We start from the raw sequence: 26138 nt of genomic DNA on the forward strand, positions 1-26138 counted from the left end.
CCAGCACCGGTCAGCCGTGCTAGCGTCCCGGCCTCTTCGGACCGACAGCCAGAGCCCCGCCATGACTCCCGTTTCCCCCGCCGCCCCGGTCACCCTCGCCGAGATCGCCGCCGCCCTGGGCGCGGCGCTGGAGGGCGACGGCACCCTGCGCATCGCCCGCGCCGTCCATCCGTCGGAGGCCGAGGGGCCGGAGGATCTGGCGCTCGCCATGGAAAAGGGCATGACGGAGCTGCTCGCCGGCGGCAAGGCCGTCGCCGCCGTGATCGCGGAAGGGGCGGAGGTGCCGGCCAACCTCAAGGGCTGGCTCGTCGTCAAGCGCCCGCGCTTCGCCATGGCCGGCCTGACCACCGTCTTCGAAAAGCCGGTCCATGCCGAGCCGGGTGTCCACCCCGCCGCCTTCGTGGCGCCGGAGGCCATTCTGGGGGCGGGCGTGTCGGTCGGTCCCTTCGCCTATGTCGGGCCGAGGGCGGTGCTGGGCGAGGGCGTGATCGTCATGCCGCACGCCACGGTCGGGGCTGAGGCGGTGATCGGCAAGGACTGCCTGCTGCACCCCGGCGCCCGCATCGGCGAGCGGGTGGTGATGGGCGAGCGCTGCATCATCCACCCCAACGCCGCGGTCGGCAACGACGGCTTCAGCTTCGTGACGCCCGAGCCGGGCAGCGTCGAATCGGCCAAGGCGACGGGCAAGGTGGTCGGCACCAACGTGCTGATCCACCGCGTGAACTCCATCGGCACGGTGATCCTGGGCGACGACGTGGAGGTCGGGGCGAACGCCACCATCGACCGCGGCACCATCACGGCGACCCGCATCGGCTCGGGCACCAAGATCGACAACCTGGTGCAGATCGGCCACAACGTGCAGATTGGCACCAACTGCATGCTGTGCGGCCATGTCGGCATCGCCGGCAGCACGACCATCGGCGACCGCGTGGTGCTGGCCGGCAAGGTCGGCGTGGCCGACCATGTGAAGATCGGCAACGACGCGGTGGTGGCGGCGAATTCCGGCGTGGGGACGGACATCCCGGCGAAGGCCGTCTACATGGGCTACCCGGCGGTGCCGCGCGACCGCGCCTTCGACCAGTACAAGGGGCTGGCCCGACTGAAGCGGATGCACGCGGACGTGACCGACCTGAAGAAGCGGGTCGGGGCGCTGGATGGCGGCGGGAAGCCGGTGGCCGAGGAGAAGTGAGGGGGATGGGGGGCGCTTGCCCCCTCCCTAACCCTCCCCCGCTGCGCAGGGGAGGGGATCAAGCTCCCTCTCCTGCGATAGCGGGGGAGGGAAGGGGCCCATGCGAAGCATGGGAAGGGTGGGGCAAAGACTGCCTCTTTCATGCCCTTACTGGAACGCGATCTTCGCGTGATCGCCCGGCTTCGGCGGTTCGCCGGTGATCTTCGCCTTCACATAGCCGTAGGCGTAGACCATCGCGCTCGACGGGCTGTCCCAATATTCCGCCCGATCGACGCTGACCTTCAGCAGCGCGAGATCGGGGTCGTCCACCCCCTGTGGGAACCAGGTGGACAGGATGTCCCGCCACAGGAAGCGGATCTTGTCGCGGTCGCGCACCGTCTCCGCCACGCCGGACACCGACACGTAATCCTGCTTGTCGGGATCGGCGTAGGACAGGTTGACGCGCCAATGCGTCTTCAGTTCATGGACCTTCGGCGAGTCGGCCCGCGTAAAGAACCACAAGGTTCCATCGTCGAATCCCGCGTGCGGCAGGGTGGCCATCGGGCGGGAGTGCAAAATGCCGTTCTCGTCCAGCGTCGTCATCATGCAGATGCGGACGCCCTTGATCATGCCCCAGAGCTTCTCGGCGGCCTCGCGATCGTCAGCGCTTCTTGCCATGGTCTGACCCTCTATTGGTAGCCCAACGGAGTCCGGTCAACGCCCGCTGCCCGGAAAGGTTCCGAGCGCGTTCAGGGCCGCGACCGACCAGGAGCCGCCCCCCACGTCGCCGCTATAATGGTCGATCCGCGACAGCGACAGCGGCGCCACCGCCAGCCGCAGCGCCGCCCGAGGCGCCAGATCCAGCGCGAGCGCCAGCGCCGCGCGAATCGACCCGCCATGGATCACCGCCACGATGTCGCGCCCGGCGTAGAGGTCGGTCAGCCGGGCGACGGCGCCGGCCACCCGCTCCATCACCGCCTTGAAGCTCTCGCCGTCCGGCGGGGCCTCTGTCGCCGGGTCTCTCCAGAATCGGCGCGCCTCCTCGGGATGCAACTCCGCCACGTCGTCATGGGACAGCCCTTCCCAGCGGCCGAAATCCTGTTCGGCCAGCGCCCGCTCGACCAGCGCCATGTCGCTGCCGGGCAGCCGCAGCGCCGCCGCCGTCTGGCGCGTGCGGCGCAGGTGCGAGGTCACCCAAACCGCCTGCGGGGGCAGCCGCGCCGCCAGCGCCGCCAGCGCGTCGGAATCGCCGGTGTCGGCGGCGGGATCGCTTCGCCCGTAGATCACGTTTCCCGGATTCGGGACGGGTGCGTGGCGGATGAGCCACCAGCGAGTGTTTTTCATGCAACAGTCGCGGCCAGGGTGAGCAGAATGGCGGCCTCCGCCACCTGCTGGGCGGCGCCGAACACGTCGCCGGTGTGGCCGCCGATCTGCCGCCGCGCCTGCCACGCCACCGCCGCGACCGCCGAAATCGAGACCAGAATCGCGGCAATGGCCAGCCCCTTTAGAGCCGCCACGGCCACGGCCAGTGCCAGGACGAGCGACAGGGCCACCGTGCCGGGCGACGGACGGCCCTGGCGGGCGGCGAGGCCGTCGGCGCGGGCCGGGTCCATGAATCGGGCGACCGCCGCCATGCCGCCGCGCGACAGGGCGCCCGAGGCGAGCAGGGCGGGGATGACGATGCGCGGTTCGGCCAGCGCCGCCAGCGCCGAGGCGCGGACCGTGACCGAGAAGACGATGGCGAGCACGCCGTAGCTGCCGACCCGGCTGTCGCGCATGATCTCCAGCTTGCGAGCCTTGTCGCGCCCGCCGCCGAAGCCGTCGGCGACGTCGGCCGCCCCGTCCTCGTGCAGGGCGCCGGTCAGCCAAACCATGGCGGCCAGCGCCAGCAGCGCCGCCGGCAGCGGCGGCAGATGGGCCAGCGCGGCCAGCCCATAGGCGGCGCCGCCGAACAGACCGACCCCGGCGCCGACCAGGGGAAACCAGCCCATGGCGCGGGCGTGGGCGTCCCCGGCCAGCGGGCCGGACAGGCGCAGCGGCAGCCGCGTCAGGAAGACGACGGCCAGCGCCAGATCGCTGATCCAGCGGGAGACGGGCGGGGCGGGGGATTCCTCAAGCATGGCGCTTCGGAGTACGGCAACCCCAGGCCCGCCGCAACGGATAACAGCCCAGCAACGGATGACAGACCGGACGAGAGGCGCTTTGACAGCGGGTCGGGAATGGTCCAAGGTCGCGCCGCTTTTTTCATCGTTTCCCGATCACATCTTCTGCCGTCAGCGTCAGGACCCTTCGCCATGAGCAACACGCAGCCCGCCATCACCTTCGAGGAAATCCGCGCGCTGGTGCGCAACCTGCCGGGGCCGGACCTCGACGCCGGCACGGCGGCCCTCCAGCGCGAACGGCAGCTCACCAAGCCGGCGGGCGCGCTCGGCCGGCTGGAGGAGATCGCCCAGTGGATGGCGACGTGGCAGGGCCAGCACCCGGCGGAGGTGCGCCGCCCGCGCGTCGCCGTCTTCGCCGGCAACCACGGCGTCGCCGCCCGCGGCGTCTCGGCCTACCCGGCGGCGGTGACCGCCCAGATGGTCCAGAACTTCCAGAACGGCGGCGCCGCCGTGAACCAGCTCTGCGAGGTGGCCGACGCCGACCTGCGCGTCTACGAGCTGGACCTCGACACCCCCACCGCCGACTTCACCGAAGGCCCGGCGATGGGCGAGGAGGACTGCTGCCAAGCCATGGCCTACGGCATGATGGCCGTGGAGACGGGCGTCCAGCTTCTGGCGCTCGGCGAGATGGGCATCGGCAACTCCACGGCGGCGGCGGCGCTCTGCCACGCGCTGTTCGGCGGCGAGGCCAAGGACTGGACGGGCCGCGGCACCGGCGTGGACGACGAGGGGCTGGCCCGCAAGGTTGCCGCCGTCGAGGCCGGCCTGGCCGCCAACCCGCAGGCCAAGGATGACCCGTTCGAGGCGCTGCGCTGCTTCGGCGGCTATGAGCTGGCGGCCATCGCCGGCGCCATCCTGGCCGCCCGCATGGCGCGGGTGCCGGTGCTGCTCGACGGCTACGCCTGCACGGCGGCGGCGGCGGTGCTGTTCAAGGCCGACCGCCGGGCGCTCGACCATTGCATGGTCGCCCACCGCTCGGTCGAGCCGGGCCACGACCATCTGCTCGCCGCCATTGGCAAGGAGCCGCTGCTCGATCTGGGGATGCGTCTGGGCGAGGGCTCGGGCGCCGCGTTGGCGATCAACATCGTGAAGTCGGCCTGCGCCTGCCACGCCGGCATGGCGACCTTCGCCGACGCGGGCGTCAGCACCCGCGGGGTGTGAGTCGCATTTTCCCCCTCCCCGACCCTCCCCCGCTGTCGTGGGAGAGGGGGCTTGATCCCCTCCACCGCGAAGCGGGGGAGGGTTAGGGAGGGGGCAAAAGCTCCTTACAGCAGCCCGTCGGCGAAATCCGTGATCAGCGCCGACAGGAACAGGTCGAGCAGGACCAGAACCGCCGCCGCGACGCCGGAGATGTCCAGCGCCGTGCGCATGACGAACCACTGGTAGGTCAGCATCGCCAGCATGATGCCGAACACCAGCCCTTCGGAGATCGGGCCGGGCAGAATCCCCGTGGCGGCCAGGATCACCACCGGCAGATAGATGCTCATCTGCACGACCGACGACCAGTTGTAGGCGCACAGGAAATCGATGTAGCGGTTCTGCCGGTCCAGCAGCCCGCTCACCCCGTGCATGACCACGGGGAAGGCCGTCCAACTGATGACGTAGGCGATGGCCTCCACCACCACGAGCTGGAACAGCGGCGTGTCCGGCACCTGGCCCCACAGCCGGATCGCCAGCAGCAGCGTCCAGGCCGGGGCGACGATCACGGCGGCGTAGAAGGACTTCCACGCCCCTTCGGGGGTGCGGTCCAGATGCTGCAATCCGGTGGGGTCGAACCGGGCCAGGCGATAGGCGCCGAAGACGGAGGAGGCGACGTCCCGGGCGGTCAGCGGCATGTTGCGGTCACCGGAGGGTGGTGGGAGCGGGCGGAAGGGGCCTTACGTCAACCGATCCGGTCGAAGACGTTCCGCAAAACCTCGCCGTAAATGTCGGTCAGGCGGGTCAGGTCGTCCAGCGCGGTGTGCTCGTCCACCTTGTGCATCGTCTGCCCGACGAGGCCGAACTCGACCACCGGGCAGAAATTCTTGATGAAGCGGGCGTCCGATGTGCCGCCGGTCGTCGAATATTCGGGACGGCGCCCGGTGACGCGCTCCGCGGCGTCCGCCACCAGCCCGGTCAGCGGGCCGGGCGGGGTCAGGAAGCTGTCGCCCGACACGAAATGGTCCAGATCGTAGGAGCCGCCCACCCCGTCGAGCCGCTCGCGCAGCCACGCCAGCAGCGTGTCGGCGGTGTGCAGGTCGTTGAAGCGGATGTTCAGCGTCGCCTTGCCCTGCGCCGGGATGACGTTGTGCGCCGGGTTGCCGACGTCGATGGTGGTCAGCTCCAGGTTCGACGGCTGGAAATGCGGGGTGCCGGCGTCCAGCGGTTCCGCCGTGATGGCGGCCAGCATGCGGGCCAGCCGGGGCAGCGGGTTGTCGGCCAGATGCGGGTAGGCGACATGCCCCTGCGCGCCGTGGACGGTCAGGAAGGCGGTCATGCTGCCTCGCCGCCCGATCTTGATCATGTCGCCCAGCGCCTTGGGGTTGGTCGGCTCCCCGACCACGCAGGCGTCGAGCGTCTCACCCTTGGCCTGCAACCAGTCCAGCACCTTGCGGGTGCCGTTGATGGCGACCCCTTCCTCGTCCCCCGTGATCAGCAGGCTGATCGAGCCCTTCGGCGCGCCGCCTGCTTTGACATGACGGGCCGCGGCGGCGACGAAGGCGGCGATGGCCCCCTTCATGTCCACCGCACCCCGGCCATAGAGGCGGCCGTTGTGGATCTCCGCGGCGAAGGGGTCGATGGACCAGCCCTTCAGCTCGCCGGGGGGCACCACGTCGGTGTGCCCGGCGAAGCAGAAGTTCGGCCCCTCCGTGCCCAGGCGGGCGTAGAGGTTGTCCACCGGCGCCGTGCCCTCCTCCTCGAACCGCAGGCGGTGGCAGACGAAGCCCAGCGGCGCCAGCGCCGCCTCCAGGACGCCGAGCGCGCCGCCGTCCTCGGGCGTCACGCTGGGGCAGCGGATCAGGGCCTGCGCCACCGCGACGGGATCGCAGGGGTCGAAGGAGGGAACGGCGGCGGTGCTCATCGTGCGGTCTTCCCCGGCGTCAGTCGCGCAGCAGGTCGTTGATGGAGGTCTTGGCGCGGGTCTGCTCGTCCACGCGCTTCACGATCACCGCGCAATAGAGGCCCGGACCCGGCGTGCCGTCGGGCAGCGGCTTGCCCGGCAGGGTGCCCGGCACCACGACGGAGTAGGCCGGGACGCGGCCGACGAAGACCTCGCCGGTGTTGCGGTCGATGATCTTGGTCGAGGCGCTGATGAAGACGCCCATGGACAGCACGGCGCCGCGCTCCACGATCACGCCCTCGACCACCTCGGAGCGGGCGCCGACGAAGCAATCGTCCTCGATGATGACCGGGTTGGCCTGGAGCGGCTCGAGCACGCCGCCGATGCCGACGCCGCCCGACAGATGGACGTTCTTGCCGATCTGCGCGCAGGAGCCGACGGTGACCCAGGTGTCCACCATGGTGCCGCTGTCGACATAGGCGCCGACGTTGACGAAGCTGGGCATCAGGATGACGTTCGGCGCGACGTAGGCGGAGCGGCGGACCACCGCGCCCGGAACGGCGCGGAAGCCGGCGGCCTGGAACTGCGCTTCGGACCAGCCTTCGAACTTCGGCGGCACCTTGTCGTACCAGGAGGCGCCACCCGGCGCGCCGGGGATCGTCTCGTTGGCGTTCAGGCGGAAGGACAGCAGGACCGCCTTCTTCAGCCACTGGTTCACGACCCAGCCGGCGTCCGTCTTCTGCGCCACGCGCAGGTCGCCGGAGTCGAGGCCGGACAGGGCCTCCTCCACGGCGTCGCGGACGGCGCCCTTGGTCGAAACATTCAGGGTGTCGCGGGTTTCCCACGCGGCGTTGACGGCGGATTCGAGGCTGGCGTGGCTCATGGCGGCATTCGCTGGGCTGTCTGTTCGAGGGTTCGGAACATGGGCCGGGCCGCGCCGCCTTGTCAACGTTGCCTTGTTCTCAATGGGTTCCTACGGGGGGAAGAAGGGCCTTGCGGTCGCCGCTCAGCCCGCGATCTCCTCCAGCCAGGCCGGCAGGTCGTCCACGGTGTGGTCGATGTGGCTGCCGGTGCCGACTCCGCCCTGGTCGGGGCGGGCCCAGTCGGCCTCGCTGCGCACCCACACGGTCGTCATGCCCAGGGCGTGGGCGGGGACGAGGTTGCGGGCGATGTCCTCCACCATGCAGGCGCGGGCGGGATCGATGTCGTAGTGATCCACCAGGATGTCGTAGGGCCGCGGATCGGGCTTGGGCACATAGCCGGCCTCGACGATGCCGAAGGTCGCCTCGAAGCAGCCGTCGATGCCCAACTGGCGCGTCACGTTCTCGGCGTGGCGGACGGAACCGTTGGTGTAGATGATCTTGCGCCCCGGCAGCCGGTTCAGCGCGTCCGCCATGTCGGGGCAGGGGGCCACCGGGCTGACGTCGATGTCGTGCACGTAATCCAGAAAAGGCACAGGATCGACGTCGTGCTCCACCATCAGGCCGCGCAGCGTCGTTCCGTGCTCCCGGAAGAAGCGCTTCTGCATGACACGCGCTTCGTCGTAGGTGATGCCGAAATGCCCGGCGATGAAATCGCCGATGCGCCGGTCCACCTGGGCGAACAGGTTGCAGGAGGCGGGATAGAGGGTGTTGTCGAGGTCGAAGATCCAGACCCCGGTGTCGCGAAGGGAAGCCATCATGGGCTGAAGAATGGGGCTTCGCCGGTCCGCCCGCAAGGCGCTTCGCCGCATGGCCCGTTTCCGCTCCGGAACGGCATTGCTTTCAATGAGTGGTTGCGTATGGCAGCCGCCCGGGCCGCCTGAAGAAAGATTCGGCGAAGAAACGCATTTTTCCGGTATACTCCGCCCCGCGCAGTCTCAGGTTCGCACCGTGTCCGCAGACCCAACATCCGAAGTTCCGCCGGGCAACCCGTCCGGCGCCGTCTCTCCACCGATGCTCCTGGCCGCCTTCCCCGGTCCGGCGATCCGGTTGGATTCCGCTCACGCGGTTGCCGCCACGAACGCCGCCGCGGACGAGCTGCTGTGCGCCGGCGGGCGCTGGCTCGCGGACATCCAGGGGTGGCTGGCGACGTGCAGCGTGGCGCCGGGCCTGCGCTCCCTTCCGGTGGAGTTGCCGCGCGGCGTGATGATCGTCGAATGGGCGGCCACGCCGCTGCCCGACGGGGGCATCCTGCTGCTGGGGCGCGACGCCACGCTGGAGCGGCAGCTCCGCCAGACGCTGATCGAGTCGCGCCGCCGCTACAAGGATCTCGTCGAGGTTTCGAGCGATTTTGCCTGGGAAACAGGCAGCGACGGGCGATTCGTCTTCGTCACGCCCAAGGGGGCGCTGGGCTACAGCTCGGATGCGTTGATTGGTCGCAACCCCAAGGATCTGGCGGTGACCGAGTGGGGCGACCTGCCGTTGCCGTTCGACAGCCGCCGCCCCGTCGATCAGGCGGAGCTGTGGCTGAGGCGGGTGGACGATCTGCCCGCCTGCTTCGTGGTGTCGGCGGTGCCGCTGTTCGGCCCGCAGGGCGAATGGATGGGCGCGCGCGGCGTCTGCCGGGAGACGACGGAGCAGGTGCTGCGCTCCGCCGAGCTGGCGCGGGTGCGCAACCGCGAGAAGATGCTCGCCCACATCGTCCACACGCTGCGCGACCAGCTCGACGCCCAGAAGGCGCTGCACGTCGCCGCGGTGGAAACCGCCCGGGCGTTGGGTGCGGACGGCTGCCGCATCTACCGGGCGACGGAAGCCGGCGCCCTGCGTCCGGCCGCCGATTTTGCCGCGGAGATCCCGGAGGAGCTGCTCTCCGACCTGTCGCGGCCCGTTCTGGAGGAGATCGCCGGCAGCGAGGACCCGCATGAGCTGACCCTGGGGGCGAACCGGCTGCTGGCCGCCCGGACGGAGCACCGTCAGGCCGTCAACGGCGCCGTGGTGATCTGGCGCGGCGACGATTCCGACCCATGGGACGACGAGGACCGGATGCTGTTGTCCGGCGTGGCCGACCACATCGGCATCGCCCACGCGCATCTGGCCTATCAGGAGCGGTTGCGCCGCCTGTCGGAACGCGACGGGCTGACCGGCCTGTTCAACCGCCGCACCTTCTTCGAGCGGCTGGAGGAGGTGCTCGGCCGCCCGGACACCGGGCCGTCGGCGCTTCTCTACGTGGACCTCGACAATTTCAAGGCGGTGAACGACCTGCACGGCCACCAGCAGGGCGACGCCGTGCTGATGGCCATCGGCGGGCTGCTGACCAACGGCGTCCGGCCCGGCGACTTGCCGGGACGGCTGGGCGGCGACGAGTTCGTCCTGTGGCTGGGCCGCACCGACGAGGGGCAGGCGGTGGCGGTGGCCGAACGGCTGCTGGCCGGGATGGCCGCGCTGCGCCATCTCTCCGCCGGCCCGGACAAGCCGCTGGGCCTCTCCATCGGCATCGCCGTGCACCGGGTGGGGCGCGAGACCGTGCAGGAGCTGACCGACCGCGCCGACTCGGCGATGTACGACGCCAAGAAGCGCGGAAAGGGCCACTACGCCGTTGCCCCGGCCCCCCGGGGGGAAAGCTCCCCCGTGGCGGAGGCGTTCCTATGACCACCCGCGGCGACCGCGCCGAGCCCCAGCTTCTCGACCCCGCCGATTACGAGGCGGCCAAGCGGATGGCGCGCAGCGCCGACCCGGCGGTGCGTCGCCGTGTCGCCGCGTCGCCCGAAACCCGGCCGGAGCTGCTCTATTTCCTGGCCGCCGACGCGGCGGCGGAGGTTCGCGAGGCCATCGCCACCAACGCCGGCACGCCGCGGCAGGCCGACCTGATGCTGGCCACCGACCGGGAGGTCGCGGTGCGCGGCGCCCTGGCCCAGAAGGTCGCCCGGCTGCTGCCCGACCTGTCCGCCGACCAGGCGTCGCAGATCGAGCGGCTGACGCTGGAATGCCTGGAGGCGCTGGCCCGCGACCAGGCGACGGAGGTCCGCGGCATCCTGTCGGAGGCGCTGAAGGAGCTGCCCGGCGCGCCCCACGGCGTCATCAACACGCTGGCCCGCGACGTGGAGCTGTCGGTCTGCGCCCCGGTCCTGCAATTCTCGCCGATCCTGACCGACGAGGATCTGGCCGACATCATCATGCGCGGGCCGGTGGCCGGCGCCTTGTCGGCGATCGCCGGGCGAAAGCAGATTTCGGCCTCCGTCGCCGACGCCATCGCGCGGTCCGACGACGAGGCGGCGATGACCGCTCTGCTCGCCAACCCCTCGGCCCAGATCCGCGAGGAGACGCTGGACCGCATCCTCGATCAGGCGCCGCAGCACGAGCCCTGGCACGCCCCGCTGGTGCGCCGGCCGCGCCTGCCCGCCCGCGCCGTGGCGCGTCTGGCGAGCTTCGTCGCCGACAACTTGCTGAAGGTCCTGCGGGAGCGCACCGACCTCGACCCCGCCGCCGCCCACGCCCTGGCCGAGGGCGTGCGGGCGCGGGTCAACCGCGGGGCCGGCGGCAACGGCGGTGGCGGACCCGGCGTTGCCCGCGGCCTCGTCGACTTCGGGGAGGAGGAACTCGGCCATCTGCCGGGCGACAAGGACAAGGCGGCCGAACGCCCGTCCGACAAGGCGGCCAGGCTGAACAAGGAAGGCAAGCTGACGGAGAAGCTGCTGGAAGGCGCGCTGGCGGAGGGCGACCGGGCCTTCGTCCTGGCCGGTCTGGGCGAGCTGGCGCAGCTTCCCATGCCGATCATCGACCGCATCATCGGCACCCACGCCCCGCGCGCCGTCACCTCGCTGGTGTGGCGCTGCGGCCTGTCGATGCGCTTCGCCCGGCAGGTGCAATTGCGCATCGCCCAGATTCCGCCAAAAACCGCGCTTATGGCAAGGGAAGGCGTCCTTTACCCGATGTCCGACGACGAGATGCGCTGGCAGCTCGCCTTCTTCGGAGTCGAGGAGAAAGTCTGACGCCGCGTCACCACACGGACCCGTCCATGCGCGCCCTGGCTTTCCTGCTGCTGTTCCTCGGTTTTTCCATTCCGGCCTTCGCCGCCCCGCCGCCCGCCTCCCCCGAGGAGCGGGAGGTCGCGGCGGTCTTTGACAGCGCCCGCTCCGCCCTGGCGCAGAAGCGTGGCGCGGCGGTCGTTCCACTGCTGTCCCGCGCGTCGGTCGACAAGCTGGAGCAGGTGCGCGGCGTCGCCCGCAGCGGCAACGACTCCGGCCTCGCCAAGCTGGAGCCGGCGGAGAAGTTCGCCGCCATGGGCCTGCGCCGCTATGTCAGCCCGGCCGACCTGCGCCGTATGTCGCTCGGCGAGCTGGCCGACCACGGCATGAAGAACGGCTGGCTCGGCCCCAACGTCATCGGCAGCAGCGGCCTCGGCCCGGTGCGGGTGCGCGGCGACCGCGCCTCCGCTCTGCTGATGGTCGACAACCGCCCGGCCCTGGTTCCCGCCGACTTCGTGCGCGAGGGCGGGGCCTGGAAGATCGACCTGACCGGAGTCTTCAGTTTCGGCAGCCAGATGCTGAAGGGCTTCGCCGCCATGTCGGGCAAGAGCGACGAGGCCTACATCGAGGACATGCTGCAGAAGCTGCCGGCCAAACCGACGATGATGCACCGCTGACCGGCTGGGTGAGCGCGGCTGTGCTAGCGCGGACAGGCAGGGGATGACGCGTTCCGCGTTACACCTCCTGCGACGGGGTGGGCCGTTGCGCGGAATCCGGGGATTGCGTTAGAGTCGCGTCACACGCACGACGCGTTGGTGCCCTTCATGACCGCTCCGGATGGCTATCCCTTCGCCGCGCTGACCGAAGCGGACGCCGGGTTCTTCCCGTCGGCCCGGAGCGTCGGCGTTTCGCCCGCCATCCCCTACCGGGTTCCCTGCGCCCCCGCTTTCGCGGAGGCGGCGGTGCGTCTGGCCGTCAGGCGCGGCACCGACCTGTCCGCGCTCGCCGCCGCGGCGCTGCTGCTGGCGCCCGAGCGGACGCCCGATCCCGGCGCGCCGGACGATGGCGCGGAGCGGGCGGTGCTGGAATTGCGGCTGCCGCCCGGCCACGGCGACGCGGCGATCCGCCGGGCGCTGGCGGCGGCGCTGGCGCTGGCCGAACCCGGCTGCCGGCTGATGCCCGCCGAGGAGGCGGGGCGGCTGGAAGGCGCGGTGGAAACGCTGACCTACCGCAACAAGGCGCTGGCCCACGCGCTGGAACGGGTGTCCTTCCGCCCGCTGGACGGCAAGCTGACCCAGGTGCGCGACGCCGCGCAGATGTTCGGCTTCGTCAATGAATGGTGCTTCGACGAGGACCGGGTGGTGAAGCGCTTCCGCGAGCTGGCCCCCGTCTACCATCCGGATACCGGGGTGGTCGCCTGCCGCGACCGCATGGCCCAGTTGATCGACGCGCGCAATCTGCTGATCAACCACGTCCGCACGGCCTACCGCTCCGGCCCCTGGACGCAGCGGCGCCCCTGAAGGCGGTGTCCTTAAGCCGGGATCAGGTCCCGGTCATCTCCTCGATCCCGATGGCGTCGGTCAGGCTGGTGCCGTCCAGCACCGTCCCGTCGAGGTCCGCGCCGGTCAGGTCGGTGCCGGTCAGGTCGGCCTCGCTCAGGTTGGCGCCGCGCAGGTCCGCCCCGGCGAGGTTGGCGCCGGACAGGTTCACCTTGCGCAGGTCGGCGTCCTTCAGAACGGCCATGCCCATGCGGGCGCGCTGGAGGTTGGCCCGCCAGACATGGCTGCTCGATCCCTGGATGTGCACGGGGCCGAGCTGCGCCTCGGTCAGGTTGGCGCCGGTCAGCGTCGCCCGCTCGAAATTGACGCCGCGCAGGTCGGCCTTGGTGAAGTTCACCTTGCGCAGGTCCGACAGCGACAGGTCCGCGATGGCCAGCGAGGTGCCCATCATCGAGGCGCCGCGCAGCGTGATGCATTGCAGGATGCCGGCGGACAGGTTGATGCCATCGAGGGTGCGCCCCGACAGGTCGAGCGAGGAGAGGTCGGCGCGCTTGCCGTCCTTGCCGCCGCTGTCGATCCAGGAGAGGTGCAGGGTCAGGATGTCGCGCAGGTCGTCGTCCGGATTCTCCAGAACCTTCGCCATCACCGCGGCGGACAGGTTGGGCGAGCGGAGCTGGGCCGCGTCCAGGATGGCGCCGATCAGGTTGGCGTTGGTGAAGTTGGCGCGCCCGATGGCGCAGTTGGTCATCACCGCGCCGGACAGCCGGGCGCCGGACAGGTTAGCCTCCGACAGGTCGGCGTCGGTCAGGTCGCAGCCCGTCAGGTTGGAGTTCGTCAGGTTGGCCCGCATGAACTTGGTGCCGCGCAGGATCGCGTCCGTCAGGTCGGTCTGCATGACGAAGGCGTTCGCCACCTTGGCCCGCGACAGGTCGGCGCCGCGGATGACCGCCGCCGTCAGCTCCGAGGTCAGGACCGAATCCTCGAAATTGTGCGGCATCATCTCGCCCGACGGGGTGTAATGCAGCAGCGTGCCGTCGCGCAGGTCCACCTCCACCAGCATGGCTTCCGACAGCACGGCGCCGCGCAGGCAGGCGCCACGCAGGTCGGCGCGGCGCAGGTCGGCCTTCTCCAGGTTCGCCAGCCGCAGGTCGGCGGCGTAGAGGTTGGCGTTGGTCAGGTTGGCCCGGGTCAACCGGGCGCTGAACAGCTTCGCCCCGGACAGGTCGGCGTCGGACAGGTCGATGCCGGACAGGTCCAGATGCGACAGGTCGCGCATCTTCAGGTTCGCGCGCACACCGCCCGGCTGGCTTTTCCGGAAAGCCTGATGGCGGAGCAGGATCGTGTTCAGCTGACTCTGCGTCAGCTTCGTGCGCGGCGTGTTCGTTCCGAAGCCTTGCGCGGGGGGCATCAGGGAAATCCCGGGTTGGAGTCGCGGCACACTCTAAAGGAGAGCCGCGAAGAAAAAGTTAACAATCGGTAACGCTTTATTCAAGTGCGCCTCGAATGCGTTCTATCGCGGGCGCTGTTTCCGGGCCGCAAAGCCCTTGTTTGTGTGTGGAAATAGTGACCCTTTGCGCGCCGTTGCGCAAGAGGCTCCCGCACGGCATGCCGTTGCTGCGTGGTTGACTCCGCCCCCCGTGATGCGTATGGTCCGCCGACCTGCATCCGTCGAGCCATCGACCGGGTACCATCGGCCTGTGTGCCGGGGACCTCCGCCAGTCCGCGAGTTTCGCGCACTGGCTCGTTTGTGCTTGAGCCGATCGCGTTCGAGCGGATGGAGACCGAAACTGAGGACCGCTGACCCATGTTCGATGGCCTGACCGGACGCCTGGGCGACATCTTCGACAAGCTGCGCCGCCGCGGCGCGCTGAGCGAGGAGGACGTCAACGCCGCGCTGCGCGAGGTGCGCGTGGCGCTGCTGGAGGCCGACGTCGCCCTGCCGGTGGTCAAGCAGTTCGTCAACCAGGTCAAGGAACGCGCGATCGGCCAGGAGGTCCTGCGCTCGATCACCCCCGGCCAGCAGGTCATCAAGATCGTCCACGACAACCTCGTGGAGATGCTGGGGCAGGGCGAGGAGATCAACCTCAACGCCGCCGCCCCGGTGCCGATCCTGATGGTCGGCCTGCAGGGCTCGGGCAAGACCACCAGCACCGCCAAGATCGCGCTGCGCCTGAAGAACCGGGACCGCAAGAAGGTCCTGATGGCCTCGCTGGACGTGCGCCGTCCGGCGGCCCAGGAGCAGCTGAAGGTCCTCGGCGAGCAGACCGGCGTCGCCACGCTGCCGATCGTTCCCGGCCAGGACCCCGTCGCCATCGCGCGGCGCGCCATCGAGACCGGTCGCCGCGAAGGCTACGACGTGGTCATGCTCGACACCGCCGGCCGCCTGTCCATCGACGAGGAGCTGATGGCCGAGGTCGCGGCCGTGCGCGACGCGACCAAGCCGGCGGAGACGCTGCTGGTCGCCGACGCCATGACCGGCCAGGACGCGGTGACGGTCGCCACCAACTTCAACGACAAGGTCGGCATCACCGGCATCATGCTGACCCGCGTGGACGGCGACGCCCGCGGCGGTGCCGCCCTGTCGATGCGCCAGATCACCGGCAAGCCGATCAAGCTGCTGGGCATGGGCGAGAAGATCGACGCCCTGGAGGCCTTCCATCCCGACCGCATCGCCGGCCGCATCCTCGGCATGGGCGACGTCGTGTCGCTGGTCGAGAAGGCCGCCGAGAGCATCGACAAGGAAGAGGCCGAGAAGCTCGCCCGCAAGATGGAGAAGGGCCAGGGCTTCGACCTCGACGACATGGCCTCCCAGCTCAAGCAGTTGCGCAAGATGGGCGGCATGTCCGGCCTGATGGGCATGCTGCCGGGCATCGGCAAGATCAAGAACCAGCTCAAGGACGCGAACGTCGACGACGGGATGATCAAGCGCCAGGAGGCGATCATCTCCTCGATGACGAAGAAGGAGCGCAAGCACCCCGAGCTCATCAAGGCGTCGCGCCGCAAGCGCATCGCCGCCGGCTCCGGCACCAGCGTGCAGGAGGTGAACAAGCTGCTCAAGCAGTACGACACCATGCGCGGCATGATGAAGCAGGTGCAGAAGCTCGGGCAGAAGGGGCTGATGCGCCACGGGCTGCAGAGCCTCCTGCCGAAGAATTTCCGGGGACCGAACTGATCCCCGGCGAAAGCAACCGCGCGACGAGCGCGATCACCGTCAACCGCACACCAAGCGACTACACCAAGGAAGCGACTGTCCCATGTCCCTGAAGATCCGTCTGGCCCGTGGCGGCGCCAAGAAGCGTCCGTTCTACTCGATCGTCGTCGCCGACGCCCGCAGCCCGCGCGACGGCCGCTTCATCGAGAAGATCGGCACCTACAACCCGATGCTGCCGCGCGAGCACGAGCAGCGCATCGTCCTGGACGCCGAGCGCGCCAAGCATTGGCTGTCGGTCGGCGGCCAGCCGACGGACCGCGTCGCCCTGTTCCTGGCGAACGCCGGCCTGATCGCCAAGCCGGAAATCCGCGAGACCCCGAAGAAGTCCGCCCCGAAGGCCAAGGCGCAGGAGCGTCTGAAGGCCGAGGCCGCCGCCAAGGCCGCCGCCGAGGGCTGATAAGGATCGGCGTGTTTGCCCCCACCCTCCCGCGCTTGCGCGCGGGTCCCTCCCTCCCCCGCCTTTGGCGGTGGAGGGCTGAGATTCCCTCCCTCGCCGAAGGCGGGGGAGGGGTAGGGAGGGGGCAAGGAACGCCCCGCAACGCACACGCTCAAGCCATGTCCACAAAAGTCTGCGTCGGCCAATTCGCCGGGGCGCACGGCGTCCGCGGCCTCGTGAAGGTGAAAAGCTTCACCGAGGACGCGGCGGCCGTGGCGTCCTACGGCCCCCTCTCGGACGAGCGGGGCGCCCGGCGCTTTGCGCTGACACTTCAGGGCACCATGAAGGACCTGTTCCTGGTCCGCGTCGATGGCATCGCCACGCGCGAACAGGCGCAGGAGCTGACCGGCGTCCGGCTTTACGTGGACCGTTCCGCCCTGCCCGAGACGGAGGACGAGGACGAGTTCTACCACGCGGACCTGATCGGGCTGCGTGCGGAACTCGCCGACGGCACCCTCTGGGGCACGGTGAAGGCGCTGTACGACTTCGGAGCCGGTGACGTGCTGGAGATCCGCACGGAATCGGGGCCGCTGGAGATGCTGCCCTTCACCCGCGCCTGCGTTCCGGTGGTCGATGTGAAGGGAGGCCGCGTCGTGGTCGATCTTCCCGCCGTCATCGAAGCGCGCGAAGGCGAGGCGGAAAAGGACGGAGAGGACGCGCCGGAGGGCGCGGATGTCGCAGACGACGACGTTGAAAACAAGGGAACCCGCCCGTGAATCACGGCGCTTCCGGTTCTCTTGTCTGGACGGCCAAGGTTCTGACGCTGTTCCCGGAGATGTTTCCGGGTCCGCTGGGGCTCAGCCTCGCGGGAAAGGCGCTGGAAAATGGAGTCTGGGCGTTGGAATCAGTGGACATTCGCTCGTTCGCGCGCGATAAACACCGCTCCGTCGACGACACCCCCTTCGGCGGAGGGGCCGGCATGGTCATGCGGCCCGACGTGCTGGACGCGGCTCTGACCGCGACGGCGGGTCCTCCGGGCACTCCTGGACGCGGACGGGCGATCTACCTGTCGCCTCGCGGACGGGTGCTCGACCAGGAGCTGGTCAAGGAGCTGGCGGCCACCCCGGTGGTCACCCTGCTCTGCGGCCGGTACGAAGGGGTGGATGAGCGGGTGCTGGACGCGCACGGCCTTGAGGAGGTCAGCCTCGGGGATTTCGTGCTGTCCGGCGGCGAGACCGCCGCCCTGTGCCTGATCGACGCCGTGGTGCGCTTGCTCCCCGGTGTCATGGGCAATGTGGAGACGGCGGGCGAGGAAAGTTTCGAACGGGGGTTGCTCGAATACCCCCACTACACCCGGCCCGCGGTCTGGACCGACGGGCAGGGTGTGGAACGGTCGGTTCCGGACATCCTGTTGTCCGGCCACCACGAGAAGGTTCGCGCCTGGCGGCTCGCCGAGGCGGAGCGGATCACGCAGGCCCGGCGACCGGACCTGTGGGACCGCTACGAGGCGGGCAGGAAGGCCGAGGGTCAGATTGGAAAACGGGGTCGCCGGCGCGGCCCGAAACCAGAGTGACGGTCCGCCGCGAGGCGCACCGATGGAAAGGGGTAGTGTCATGAACCTGTTGCAGCAGCTCGAGCAGGAGCAGATCGAGAAGGCCCTCGGCGGCAAGACCATTCCTGTGTTCTCGCCGGGCGACACCGTCCGCGTGAACGTGAAGGTGGTCGAGGGCACGCGCGAGCGTGTCCAGGCTTACGAGGGCGTCGTGATCGCCCGCCGGAACGCCGGCGTGAACTCGTCCTTCACCGTCCGCAAGATCAGCTACGGCGAGGGTGTGGAGCGCGTGTTCCCGCTCTACTCCCCGCGTCTGGAGTCGATCGAGCTGGTCCGCAAGGGCGCCGTCCGCCGCGCCAAGCTGTACTATCTGCGCGACCGTCGCGGCAAGTCGGCCCGTATCGCCGAGCGCACGACCGGCCGTGGCATGAACACCACGAAGGCCGCCGCGGAGTAATCCGGCGCCCTTTCGTTCGGTACGCCTGAACCAGCACCCGCCCGGAGCGATCCGGGCGGGTGTTTGGCGTTGGAGAAGCAAAAAGCCCTCCCCTGCGAAGCTCTCGCGCAAACCAGAGGTTTGCGCTGACGCGGCAGGCGGACCTTCGGTCCGCCGAGAGCGGGGGAGGGTTGGGTGGGGGCCCACGTCGACCACTACCCGAGCAACTTCCCTACCGCGCCCGCATCGTCGTCAGGATCCCCGCGCCGATCAGCGCCACGGCGACCATCACACCGGCCGTCAGCGGCTCGCCCATGAAGACCGCGCTCAGCAGGAGGGCGGTGACGGGGACGAGGCAGATGATCTGCCCGGCCTGCGCCGCCGGCATGGCGGTCAGGGACTTCGCCCACCACCAGAAGCACAGCCCCGTCGCGATCACCCAGTTGAAGGCCAGCACGGTGCCCAGCGCGGGCGTCCAGTGGATCGGCCGGGCGTGCTCCGCCGCCAGGGCCAGTGGGGCGGTCGCCACGGCGCTGACGGCGATCTGCCAGAAGGTCTGGGTCCAGAAGGGCGTGCGCCAGCCGCCGCGGCGACGGCGGTAGAGGGTGGCGCCGAGCGCCCAGCTCAGCGCGCAGGCGAGCAGCAGCCCGTTGCCCAGCAGAACCGCCGGGTCGCTCCAGTCCATCAGCGCCGGGTTGAAGAAGACGAGAACGCCCGCGAAGGTCAGCAGCGCGCCGATCACCCGCCCGCGCGTGAAGCGCTCCCCGGCCAGCAGCACGCCCAGCGGCAGCGCCCACATCTGCATGGTGTAGGCCAGCACCGCGGCCCGCCCCGGCGGCACCACCCGCAGCGCGATGGAACTGAGGTCCAGCATGCCGGCGATCTGGAGCAGCCCGACCAGGGCGAGCGGCCAGCGCTCTCCCGGTGGCGGCAAAAGGGGGAAGCGCAGCATCCGCGACAGCAGGGCCAGCACCGCCGCCGCCCCGGCGAAACGGAGAAAGCAGAAGGTCAGCGGCCCGATGTCCGACAGGGCCAGCTTCATCAGGGGCCAGTTGGCCCCCCAGAACAACACGATTCCCGCAAGCTGCGCGTAGACCACGGTGCCCGGACCGCCCACGGGTCCCTGGCCGGCCGCGGCGCGTGGCATGGCCTGATCCGCCATGAGTCCTCCCAACCCTGAATTTTGCCGCATCCTACGGCGCGGGCGGGGGTGAGAGGTCTGCGTTCCTGGTGCGGCAGCCCCGCGAGGGGGCCGGCGTTACGGTGCGCCGCCGGTGGAGAAGCCGGTGAAGACCTGGATGCCGAACCAGCCGCCGATGGCGAACAGCACCAGAAGGATCATGGTGGTGGCGATGGCGATGTTGGTCTGGCGGATGCGCCGGCAGTTCGGGCAGCCGGGAAGCTCGGCGGGATAGGGCCGTTCGCAGCGTTCACAGCGGACAGTGGGGTCCGTCACGGGATGACCCTTCATCGAATGGGGCAATGGAGATCGGTGGGCGGACGCTACCATAAGGAGCGCCATCCCCGCCAGCCGATGGGCGGTGCGGGGGAACGGCGATTTTTCGCTGCGGGATGCCGGGTGTTTCCCACAGGCTCGGCCTTGTCCTGGTTGAAAGAGACGGCTATTGTGCGGCCCTCTTACCGCACGCTTCGTTCGTCCGGTCTGTGGTTTGCGAGAGAGAATTGCCGCGAGAGAGAGTTGCTATGTCCAAGCCGCGCACCCTGTTCGACAAGATTTGGGACAGCCACGTCGTCCACCGTCAGGACGACGGCACCTGCATCCTCTACATCGACCGCCATCTGGTCCATGAGGTGACCAGCCCGCAGGCGTTCGAGGGGCTGCGGCTTGCCGGCCGTCCGGTGCGCCGTCCGGAAGCGACCCTCGCCGTTCCCGACCACAACGTGCCGACCACCGACCGCTCCAAGGGCATCGTCGAGGAGGAAAGCCGCATCCAGGTCGAGACGCTGGACAAGAACGCGCGCGACTTCGGCGTCCGCTACTTCCCGATGGACGACGTCCGCCAGGGCATCGTGCACATCGTCGGTCCGGAGCAGGGCTTCACGCTGCCCGGCGCCACCATCGTCTGCGGTGACAGCCACACGGCGACGCACGGCGCCTTCGGCGCGCTCGCCTTCGGCATCGGCACGTCGGAGGTGGAGCATGTGCTGGCCACCCAGACCCTGCTGCAGAAGCCGGCCAAGAACATGCTGGTCCGCGTCGACGGCGAGCTGCCGGCCGGCGTGACCGCCAAGGACATCGTGCTGGCGATCATCGGCAAGATCGGCACGGCCGGCGGCACCGGCCACGTCATCGAGTTCGCCGGCGACGCCATCCGCGGCCTGTCGATGGAAGGCCGCATGACCGTCTGCAACATGGCCATCGAGGGCGGCGCCCGCGCCGGCCTGATCGCCCCGGACGAGAAGACCTTCGCGTATGTGATGGGCCGCGCCCTGGCCCCGAAGGCCGGCGCCTGGGAGCAGGCGGTGGAGTACTGGAAGACGCTGCCGTCGGACGAGGGCGCGGTCTACGACACCACCGTCGTCCTGAACGCCGCCGACATCATCCCGCAGGTCACCTGGGGCACCAGCCCGGAGGACGTGCTGCCGATCAACGCGACCGTGCCGAACCCGGCCGACGTGGCCGACGCCGGCAAGCGCGCCGCCGTCGAGCGCTCGCTGGCCTACATGGGCCTGGAGCCCGGCCAGAAGCTGACCGACGTGAAGGTGGACACCGTCTTCATCGGCTCCTGCACCAACGGCCGCATCGAGGATCTGCGCGCCGCCGCGGTGATCGCCCAGGGTCGCAAGGTCGCCGAGGGCGTGCGCGCCCTGGTCGTCCCCGGCTCGGGCCTCGTCAAGGAGCAGGCGGAGGAAGAGGGTCTGGACAAGATCTTCACCGAGGCCGGTTTCGAGTGGCGTGAGCCGGGCTGTTCCATGTGCCTCGCCATGAACGCCGACCGCCTGTCGCCGGGTGAGCGCAGCGCCTCGACCTCCAACCGCAACTTCGAAGGCCGCCAGGGCCGCGGCGGGCGCACCCACTTGCTCAGCCCGGCCATGGCCGCCGCGGCGGCGGTGACCGGGCACCTGACCGACGTTCGGTCGCTCTGATTCCTTTTAACCTGACGGGGGGAGGCTAAGCCTCTCCCGTCATGGCGGCCCGGTTATCCAAAACTCCCAATTGGCGAGCCTTGGCTTAGGATGACTCAAAGGAAGCGATTATACGGCGCTGTGCTGTTGTGTTCGCTTTTATTATGCGGCTGCGTGCCATATTTAGTCTTTTCAAAAAAGTCGTCTAATATTTTTGATAAATTTGTTATGGCCACCGGTTCCTATATTCCGGAGAATATGGAAGAAGGAATGCAGGAGCAGTTTCTTCTGAAATTTCCGGCAGGCACGCCGATCTCCAATATTGAATCGTATATTATCAGAAATGGAGGCGATTGTGACTATGACACGACCGTTCGGCTGTCATGCCGCTACGAGAATGATGCGTTGATCTATCTTTCTCATACAATTCCCCATCGATTAGCCTCCCGCCGTTCGTTCTTGTGGTTGGTGGACGCTGAATCGAACAACGGAACCGCCATCAACCCCAAAGTATCCATTCGTTATTCTGTTTCTTATAATTGATTGTTTGTTGAAAAGTGGTTTTGGTGTGAATGCGGGCGTCGGCACGGACCGCAATCCGCTTTGAGAAGGCCCTTCAATCCCCCCGCCCGCGGCTTCGGCCCATCAGCCCGTCCGGGCGGTAGATCAGGAAGAGGGTGAGCAGGCCGAAGGCCACGATGTCCTTGTAGGCGATGGCGAAATAGGCCGACCAGAAGGTCTCGACGAGGCCGAGCAGGGCGCCGCCCAGCATGGCGCCGGGGACCGATCCGATGCCGCCGACCACCGCGGCGGCCAGCGCCTTGAAGCCCACCAGATAGCCCGTGTAGAAGTTCACCCCACCGTAATAGAGCGCGATCACCGCCCCCGCCGCCGCGGCGAGCGCGCCGCCCACCGCGAAGGTGGTCGCCACGGTGCGGTCCACATCCACCCCGACCAGCTCGGCCGCACCCACATCGTCGGCGCAGGCGCGGTGGGCGCGGCCGTAGGCGGTGCGCTGCATGATCGCCCAGAGCAGGGCGTACAGCCCGCCGGTCATCAGCAGGATGACGGCCTGCGAGGTCAGGGCGGTGACGGTGAAGGCGCCGTCGCTGAGCAGCTCGTGCCGGTCGGCCAGGAACTGGGCGGGCCACCAGTCGCGGGCGCCGTGCAGGAGCCGCATCCCCTCCTGATAGGCGATGGACAGGCCGACGGCGGCGATCAGCGGCGTGTGGTTGTGGGCGCGGCGCAGGCGGCGGAACACCAGCCGGTCCATCGTCCAGCCCTGGACGGCGGTGAAGGCCATCACCGTGGCGAAGACGCCCAGCACCGCCAGCGGCATCCCGCCCAGCCCGGCCATGCCCAGCGCGGCCGCCCCCATGGCGGTCAGCATGGCGCCGATCATGGTCAGCTCGCCCATCGCGAGGTTGATCTGCCCCAAAATGCCGTAGACCAGCGTGTAGCCCAGCGCCAGCAGCCCGTAGACGCAGGCCACCGTGGCCGCGTTGATGAGCTGTTGCAGGAAGAAGAGCAGCGGCGCCCAGTCCGTCCGCGGCCGCGATTCCGGTCCGCTCGACTCCGGCGGCAGTCCGAGGCGGGCGGCGGGCAGGCCGGCCCAGATGCGCAGCATGGTGAACTGCATAGGCCGCAGCCGCCCCATGCGGTCGGTCGCCACCGCCACCAGCTCGTGCCGGCGCGAATCGAAGAAGCGTCCGCCGAAGCGGCAGGCGATCCAGTGGGTCTCGGTTTCCGCGCCGCCAATGTCCGAGCGGTAGGTCAAGCGTAGCGCCGGCTCCTCGCCCGCTATCTCGGCCGTGTCCAGGATGGTGACGGGGCCGGAGTCGAAGGCGGGGATCAGCTTGCGGCACAGCGCGGCCTGATCGCCGTCCACACCGCAGCCGGTCAGCAGCAGGGCGGCGATCAGCAGGAGAAAGGGCGGGAACAGGCGCGGCGGACGGCGGTGCACGGCGACGGAAACCCGGCCGGTTGTGCTTCGCCTGAGAGTCTATCGGCAATTGGCGACGAGCGCCAGACGCCGCCTTGGGAGTGTCAGTAGCGGGCGCCGACGAAATACAGCCCGTCGGGCGGGGCGGTCGGCCCGGCGGCGGAGCGGTTGCGCGCCTCCAGCGCGCGGCGCAGGTCGTCGGCGCTCCATTTGCCGGCCCCGACCAGCTCCAGAGTGCCCACCATGTTGCGCACCTGATGGTGCAGGAAGGAGCGGGCGGCGGCGTGCACCCGGACCTCGTCGCCGACCCGCTCGACGGCCAGCCGCTCCAGCGTCTTGACCGGGGAGTTGGCTTGGCAGAGCGAGGCGCGGAAGCTGGTGAAGTCGTGCTGGCCGACCAGGACCTGAGCGGCCGCGTGCATCGCCTCGGCGTCCAGCGGCCGCATGACGTGCCAGGCGCGGCCCGTCTCCAGGGCGAGCGGGGCGCGGCGGTTGACGATGCGGAAGACGTAGCTGCGCCCCAGGCAGGTCATGCGCGCGTGGAAGTCCTCCGGCACCGCCTCGGCCAACAGGACGGCCACGGGGGCGGGCCTCAGGTGGAAGTTCAGCGCGTCGCGCAGCTTCAGCCCGGTGAAGGGCTTTTCCAGGTCGAAATGGCAGACCTGCCCCAGCGCGTGCACCCCGGCGTCCGTCCGTCCTGAGGTGTGGACGCGCACGGTCTCGCCGGACAGGCGCTCGATGGCCTCCTCCAGCGTCTGCTGGACGGAGGGGCCATTGTCCTGCCGCTGCCAGCCGACGAAGGGCCGGCCGTCATATTCGAGGGTCAGTTTCCAGCGCTGCATGCGGCGTCGCCGAGACGGGTGCCGACGGGCAGATTGAAGCCGCGCAGCAGGGCGGCGCCGTCCACCGGGGCCTTGCCGGGCCGCTGCACCAGGGTGAGGCGCACGGCGCCGTCGGAACAGGCGATGGTCAGGCGGTCATCGAGCAGCGTGCCGGGCGCCGCCTTGCGCGCGTCCGGGGCCGGTTCGGCCTTCAGCACCTTGATGCGCTCCACCCCGCCGGTCGGCGTCGGGGCGTCGAACCAGCAGCCGGGCCAGGGGGTGAGGGCGCGGACCTGCCGTTCCACAAAAGCGGCGTCGCGCGTCCAGTCGAGCCGGCCATCCTCGCGCGTCAGCTTGGCGGCGTAGGTCACACCCTCCTCGGGCTGCGGCTCGGCGGTCAGGCGACCGGCGGCGAGGCCGTCGAGCGCTTCGACGATCAGGCGGGCGCCCATGTCGGCGAGCGCGTCGTGCAGGCTGCTGGCGGTGGTCTCCGCGGTGATCGGCACCGCGTCCTTCAGCAGCATGGCGCCGGTGTCCAGCCCGATGTCCATCTGCATGATGGTGATGCCGGTCTCGGCGTCGCCGGCCAGGATCGAGCGCTGGATCGGGGCGGCGCCGCGCCAGCGCGGCAGCAGGGAGCCGTGGACGTTCAGGCAGCCCAGCCGCGGGGCGTCGAGGATCGGCTGCGGCAGGATCAGCCCGTAGGCGGCGACCACCGCGGCGTCGGCCTTCAACTCGGCGAACTCCGTCTGGGCCTCGGCGTTGCGCAGCGACTTGGGCGTGCGCACGGGGATGCCGCGCTCCTCGGCGAAGCGGTGGACCGGGGATTTCTGAACCTGCTGCCCGCGCCCGGCGGGGCGGGGCGGCTGGCTGTAGACGCAGACCACCTCGTGCCCGGCATCGGCCAGGGCGCGCAGGCTGGGCACGGCGAAGTCCGGCGTGCCCATGAAAACGAGGCGGAGCGGCGTCATGAGGGCTCGTCCAAAGTCGCTGGGGTCAGGCGCGCTGCATCTTCTGGACTTTGCGCAGGATCATGTTGCGCTTCAGCATCGACAGGTAGTCGACGAACAGCACGCCGTTCAGATGGTCGATCTCGTGCTGGATGCAGGTCGCCAGCATGCCCTCGGCCTCGATCTCGCGCGTCTCGTTGGTCTCGTCCAGATAGCGGACGCGGACCGAGGAGGGGCGGGTGACCTCGGCATACTGGTCGGGCACCGACAGGCAGCCCTCCTCGCACACCGAGGTCTCGTCCGACTTCCAGACGATTTCCGGGTTGGCGAGGCGGATGGGGTTCGGCTTCTCGTCCTTGTCGTGCACGTCCACGACGATCACCCGCTCCAGGATGCCGATCTGCGGCGCGGCGAGGCCGATGCCCTTCGCGGCGTACATGGTTTCGACCATGTCGTCCATCAGCTTGGCAATGCGCGCGTCGACCTTTTCGACGGGCTTCGCCTTCTGCTTCAGGACGGGGTGCGGGGCTACGAGGATATCGAGAACGGCCATGGGAACTCAGCAACGGTGCGTGGAGGTGCGACAATCCGTCAAAATATGGGGGGCGGGCCACGAGGTCAAGGAAGGCGCAAGGCACAACCCGCCTTCCTTGACCTCGTGGCCCGCCAATCCCATCGGGACGGCCGCGCCTCAGAGGGGCGAGCGGGTGATCGACTTGATGGGGCCGCGGGGATTGCCGGACATCTCGGCGATCTTGCGGTCCTGCTCCTCGATGAAGCCGCGCGCCGGCTCGTCGCCGTCCAGGCCGCCGACCAGCGTGCCGGGGACCTTGCGGTTGGAGGTGCGGGCGCCGTCTTCGTACAGCACGTCGAACAGCACGTAGGCGCTGTCCACCGGCTGCTTCTTCTTGGTCTTGGCCATGGGGGGAACTCCGAACGTCAGGGGGGGTGCTTGTAGAGGAAAAGCGCGCAACGGAAAAGGGCACCGGTTTCCCGGTGCCCCCTCCGA

28 protein-coding genes are annotated in these 26138 nt (G+C 69.5%); 13 read left to right on the forward strand and 15 right to left on the reverse strand.

The annotated features are described in order from the left end of the window. Positions 1-61: 61 nt before the first annotated feature. A complete protein-coding gene (locus DS837_RS07485) occupies positions 62-1189 on the forward strand; it encodes a UDP-3-O-(3-hydroxymyristoyl)glucosamine N-acyltransferase (RefSeq protein ID WP_149164169.1) in 1128 nt (375 codons plus the stop codon). Between the two features lie 147 nt (positions 1190-1336). Here the strand turns inward: DS837_RS07485 and DS837_RS07490 are convergent, their stop codons facing one another. The 3 genes from DS837_RS07490 to cobS are packed head-to-tail and all read right to left on the reverse strand — an operon-like array spanning position 1337 to position 3288. After that, positions 1337-1846, reverse strand: a complete 510-nt coding sequence (locus DS837_RS07490; protein WP_145701044.1) for a pyridoxamine 5'-phosphate oxidase family protein — start codon at positions 1844-1846, stop codon at positions 1337-1339. Positions 1847-1882: 36 nt separating this feature from the next. Continuing rightward, positions 1883-2512, reverse strand: a complete 630-nt coding sequence (locus DS837_RS07495; RefSeq protein WP_149164170.1) for a histidine phosphatase family protein — start codon at positions 2510-2512, stop codon at positions 1883-1885. Next, positions 2509-3288, reverse strand: coding sequence for an adenosylcobinamide-GDP ribazoletransferase (gene cobS, locus DS837_RS07500; protein WP_149164171.1), 780 nt, complete (start codon positions 3286-3288; stop codon positions 2509-2511). Before cobS ends, DS837_RS07495 begins: the two co-directional genes overlap by 4 nt. A gap of 174 nt (positions 3289-3462) precedes the next feature. Here cobS and cobT point away from each other — a divergent pair, with 174 nt between their 5' ends. Continuing rightward, entirely contained in the window at positions 3463-4491 is a 1029-nt protein-coding gene (gene cobT / locus DS837_RS07505; protein ID WP_109070746.1) for a nicotinate-nucleotide--dimethylbenzimidazole phosphoribosyltransferase, read from the forward strand. 104 nt (positions 4492-4595) lie between these two features. On the opposite strand, the gene DS837_RS07510 is transcribed toward cobT, so the two are convergent. The 4 genes from DS837_RS07510 to DS837_RS07525 all read right to left on the reverse strand — a co-directional run bounded on the left by DS837_RS07510 (position 4596) and on the right by DS837_RS07525 (position 8048). After that, a complete protein-coding gene (locus tag DS837_RS07510) occupies positions 4596-5165 on the reverse strand; it encodes a hypothetical protein (RefSeq protein WP_149164172.1) in 570 nt (189 codons plus the stop codon). Between the two features lie 47 nt (positions 5166-5212). Next, positions 5213-6391 carry a succinyl-diaminopimelate desuccinylase gene (dapE, locus tag DS837_RS07515; protein WP_149164173.1) on the reverse strand — a complete coding sequence of 393 codons (1179 nt, stop codon included), beginning with the start codon at positions 6389-6391 and terminating at the stop codon, positions 5213-5215. Between the two features lie 19 nt (positions 6392-6410). Next, positions 6411-7253, reverse strand: a complete 843-nt coding sequence (gene dapD, locus DS837_RS07520) for a 2,3,4,5-tetrahydropyridine-2,6-dicarboxylate N-succinyltransferase (protein ID WP_014239316.1) — start codon at positions 7251-7253, stop codon at positions 6411-6413. A 123-nt stretch (positions 7254-7376) separates the two neighbouring features. Beyond that, positions 7377-8048: a pyrimidine 5'-nucleotidase gene (locus tag DS837_RS07525; RefSeq protein ID WP_425599237.1), complete on the reverse strand. Its 672-nt coding sequence runs from the start codon at positions 8046-8048 to the stop codon at positions 7377-7379. A gap of 193 nt (positions 8049-8241) precedes the next feature. Between DS837_RS07525 and DS837_RS07530 the strand changes: the two genes are divergently transcribed. From DS837_RS07530 to DS837_RS07545, 4 genes are all read left to right on the forward strand, one after another. Next, positions 8242-9939 (forward strand): sensor domain-containing diguanylate cyclase, encoded by a 1698-nt coding sequence (locus DS837_RS07530; RefSeq protein WP_247889819.1) that lies wholly within the window; start codon positions 8242-8244, stop codon positions 9937-9939. Continuing rightward, positions 9936-11279, forward strand: coding sequence for a DUF2336 domain-containing protein (locus DS837_RS07535; protein ID WP_149164175.1), 1344 nt, complete (start codon positions 9936-9938; stop codon positions 11277-11279). Before DS837_RS07530 ends, DS837_RS07535 begins: the two co-directional genes overlap by 4 nt. 26 nt (positions 11280-11305) lie before the next feature. Then, positions 11306-11932: a hypothetical protein gene (locus DS837_RS07540; RefSeq protein ID WP_149164176.1), complete on the forward strand. Its 627-nt coding sequence runs from the start codon at positions 11306-11308 to the stop codon at positions 11930-11932. Between the two features lie 147 nt (positions 11933-12079). After that, positions 12080-12775 (forward strand): hypothetical protein, encoded by a 696-nt coding sequence (locus DS837_RS07545; protein ID WP_149164177.1) that lies wholly within the window; start codon positions 12080-12082, stop codon positions 12773-12775. 22 nt (positions 12776-12797) lie between these two features. Here the strand turns inward: DS837_RS07545 and DS837_RS07550 are convergent, their stop codons facing one another. Further along, the gene (locus DS837_RS07550; protein ID WP_149164178.1) at positions 12798-14162 is read right to left on the reverse strand and encodes a pentapeptide repeat-containing protein; all 1365 of its coding nucleotides are present in this window, start codon (positions 14160-14162) and stop codon (positions 12798-12800) included. Positions 14163-14558: 396 nt separating this feature from the next. Here DS837_RS07550 and ffh point away from each other — a divergent pair, with 396 nt between their 5' ends. The 5 genes from ffh (at position 14559) to rplS (ending at position 18350) form a co-directional block, all read left to right on the forward strand. Continuing rightward, a complete protein-coding gene (gene ffh / locus DS837_RS07555; RefSeq protein WP_149164179.1) occupies positions 14559-15926 on the forward strand; it encodes a signal recognition particle protein in 1368 nt (455 codons plus the stop codon). 82 nt (positions 15927-16008) lie between these two features. Continuing rightward, the gene (gene rpsP, locus DS837_RS07560) at positions 16009-16362 is read left to right on the forward strand and encodes a 30S ribosomal protein S16 (RefSeq protein WP_014239325.1); all 354 of its coding nucleotides are present in this window, start codon (positions 16009-16011) and stop codon (positions 16360-16362) included. A gap of 158 nt (positions 16363-16520) precedes the next feature. Then, entirely contained in the window at positions 16521-17117 is a 597-nt protein-coding gene (gene rimM / locus DS837_RS07565) for a ribosome maturation factor RimM (protein WP_149164180.1), read from the forward strand. Beyond that, positions 17114-17914: a tRNA (guanosine(37)-N1)-methyltransferase TrmD gene (trmD, locus tag DS837_RS07570; protein WP_119509113.1), complete on the forward strand. Its 801-nt coding sequence runs from the start codon at positions 17114-17116 to the stop codon at positions 17912-17914. The genes rimM and trmD overlap by 4 nt, the downstream gene beginning before the upstream one ends. A gap of 40 nt (positions 17915-17954) precedes the next feature. Further along, a complete protein-coding gene (rplS, locus tag DS837_RS07575) occupies positions 17955-18350 on the forward strand; it encodes a 50S ribosomal protein L19 (RefSeq protein WP_149164181.1) in 396 nt (131 codons plus the stop codon). Between the two features lie 211 nt (positions 18351-18561). Here rplS and DS837_RS07580 read toward each other — a convergent pair whose 3' ends face one another. Beyond that, the gene (locus tag DS837_RS07580; protein WP_170295777.1) at positions 18562-19476 is read right to left on the reverse strand and encodes a DMT family transporter; all 915 of its coding nucleotides are present in this window, start codon (positions 19474-19476) and stop codon (positions 18562-18564) included. Positions 19477-19587: 111 nt separating this feature from the next. Further along, on the reverse strand, positions 19588-19785 hold the full coding sequence (locus DS837_RS07585) for a hypothetical protein (RefSeq protein ID WP_149164183.1): 198 nt from the start codon (positions 19783-19785) through the stop codon (positions 19588-19590). 248 nt (positions 19786-20033) lie between these two features. Between DS837_RS07585 and leuC the strand changes: the two genes are divergently transcribed. Both leuC and DS837_RS07595 read left to right on the forward strand, forming a co-directional pair. Further along, the gene (leuC, locus tag DS837_RS07590) at positions 20034-21437 is read left to right on the forward strand and encodes a 3-isopropylmalate dehydratase large subunit (protein WP_149164184.1); all 1404 of its coding nucleotides are present in this window, start codon (positions 20034-20036) and stop codon (positions 21435-21437) included. A gap of 207 nt (positions 21438-21644) precedes the next feature. After that, positions 21645-21959, forward strand: coding sequence for a hypothetical protein (locus tag DS837_RS07595; protein WP_170295778.1), 315 nt, complete (start codon positions 21645-21647; stop codon positions 21957-21959). Positions 21960-22032: 73 nt separating this feature from the next. Here the strand turns inward: DS837_RS07595 and DS837_RS07600 are convergent, their stop codons facing one another. From DS837_RS07600 to DS837_RS07620, 5 genes are all read right to left on the reverse strand, one after another. Beyond that, a complete protein-coding gene (locus DS837_RS07600; protein ID WP_149164186.1) occupies positions 22033-23379 on the reverse strand; it encodes a branched-chain amino acid ABC transporter permease in 1347 nt (448 codons plus the stop codon). Between the two features lie 83 nt (positions 23380-23462). Beyond that, positions 23463-24200, reverse strand: a complete 738-nt coding sequence (gene truA / locus DS837_RS07605) for a tRNA pseudouridine(38-40) synthase TruA (RefSeq protein ID WP_149164187.1) — start codon at positions 24198-24200, stop codon at positions 23463-23465. Further along, positions 24182-25150 (reverse strand): methionyl-tRNA formyltransferase, encoded by a 969-nt coding sequence (gene fmt / locus DS837_RS07610; RefSeq protein WP_149164188.1) that lies wholly within the window; start codon positions 25148-25150, stop codon positions 24182-24184. The genes truA and fmt overlap by 19 nt, the downstream gene beginning before the upstream one ends. A gap of 25 nt (positions 25151-25175) precedes the next feature. After that, complete coding sequence (gene def, locus DS837_RS07615) at positions 25176-25682, reverse strand: peptide deformylase (RefSeq protein ID WP_145674798.1); 507 nt, start codon at positions 25680-25682, stop codon at positions 25176-25178. A 138-nt stretch (positions 25683-25820) separates the two neighbouring features. Beyond that, positions 25821-26051, reverse strand: a complete 231-nt coding sequence (locus tag DS837_RS07620) for a hypothetical protein (RefSeq protein WP_145674796.1) — start codon at positions 26049-26051, stop codon at positions 25821-25823. Positions 26052-26138: the final 87 nt, after the last annotated feature.

Origin of the sequence: Azospirillum brasilense (assembly GCF_008365405.1) — a bacterium.
GTDB classification, from domain to species: Bacteria; Pseudomonadota; Alphaproteobacteria; order Azospirillales; family Azospirillaceae; genus Azospirillum; species Azospirillum brasilense_D.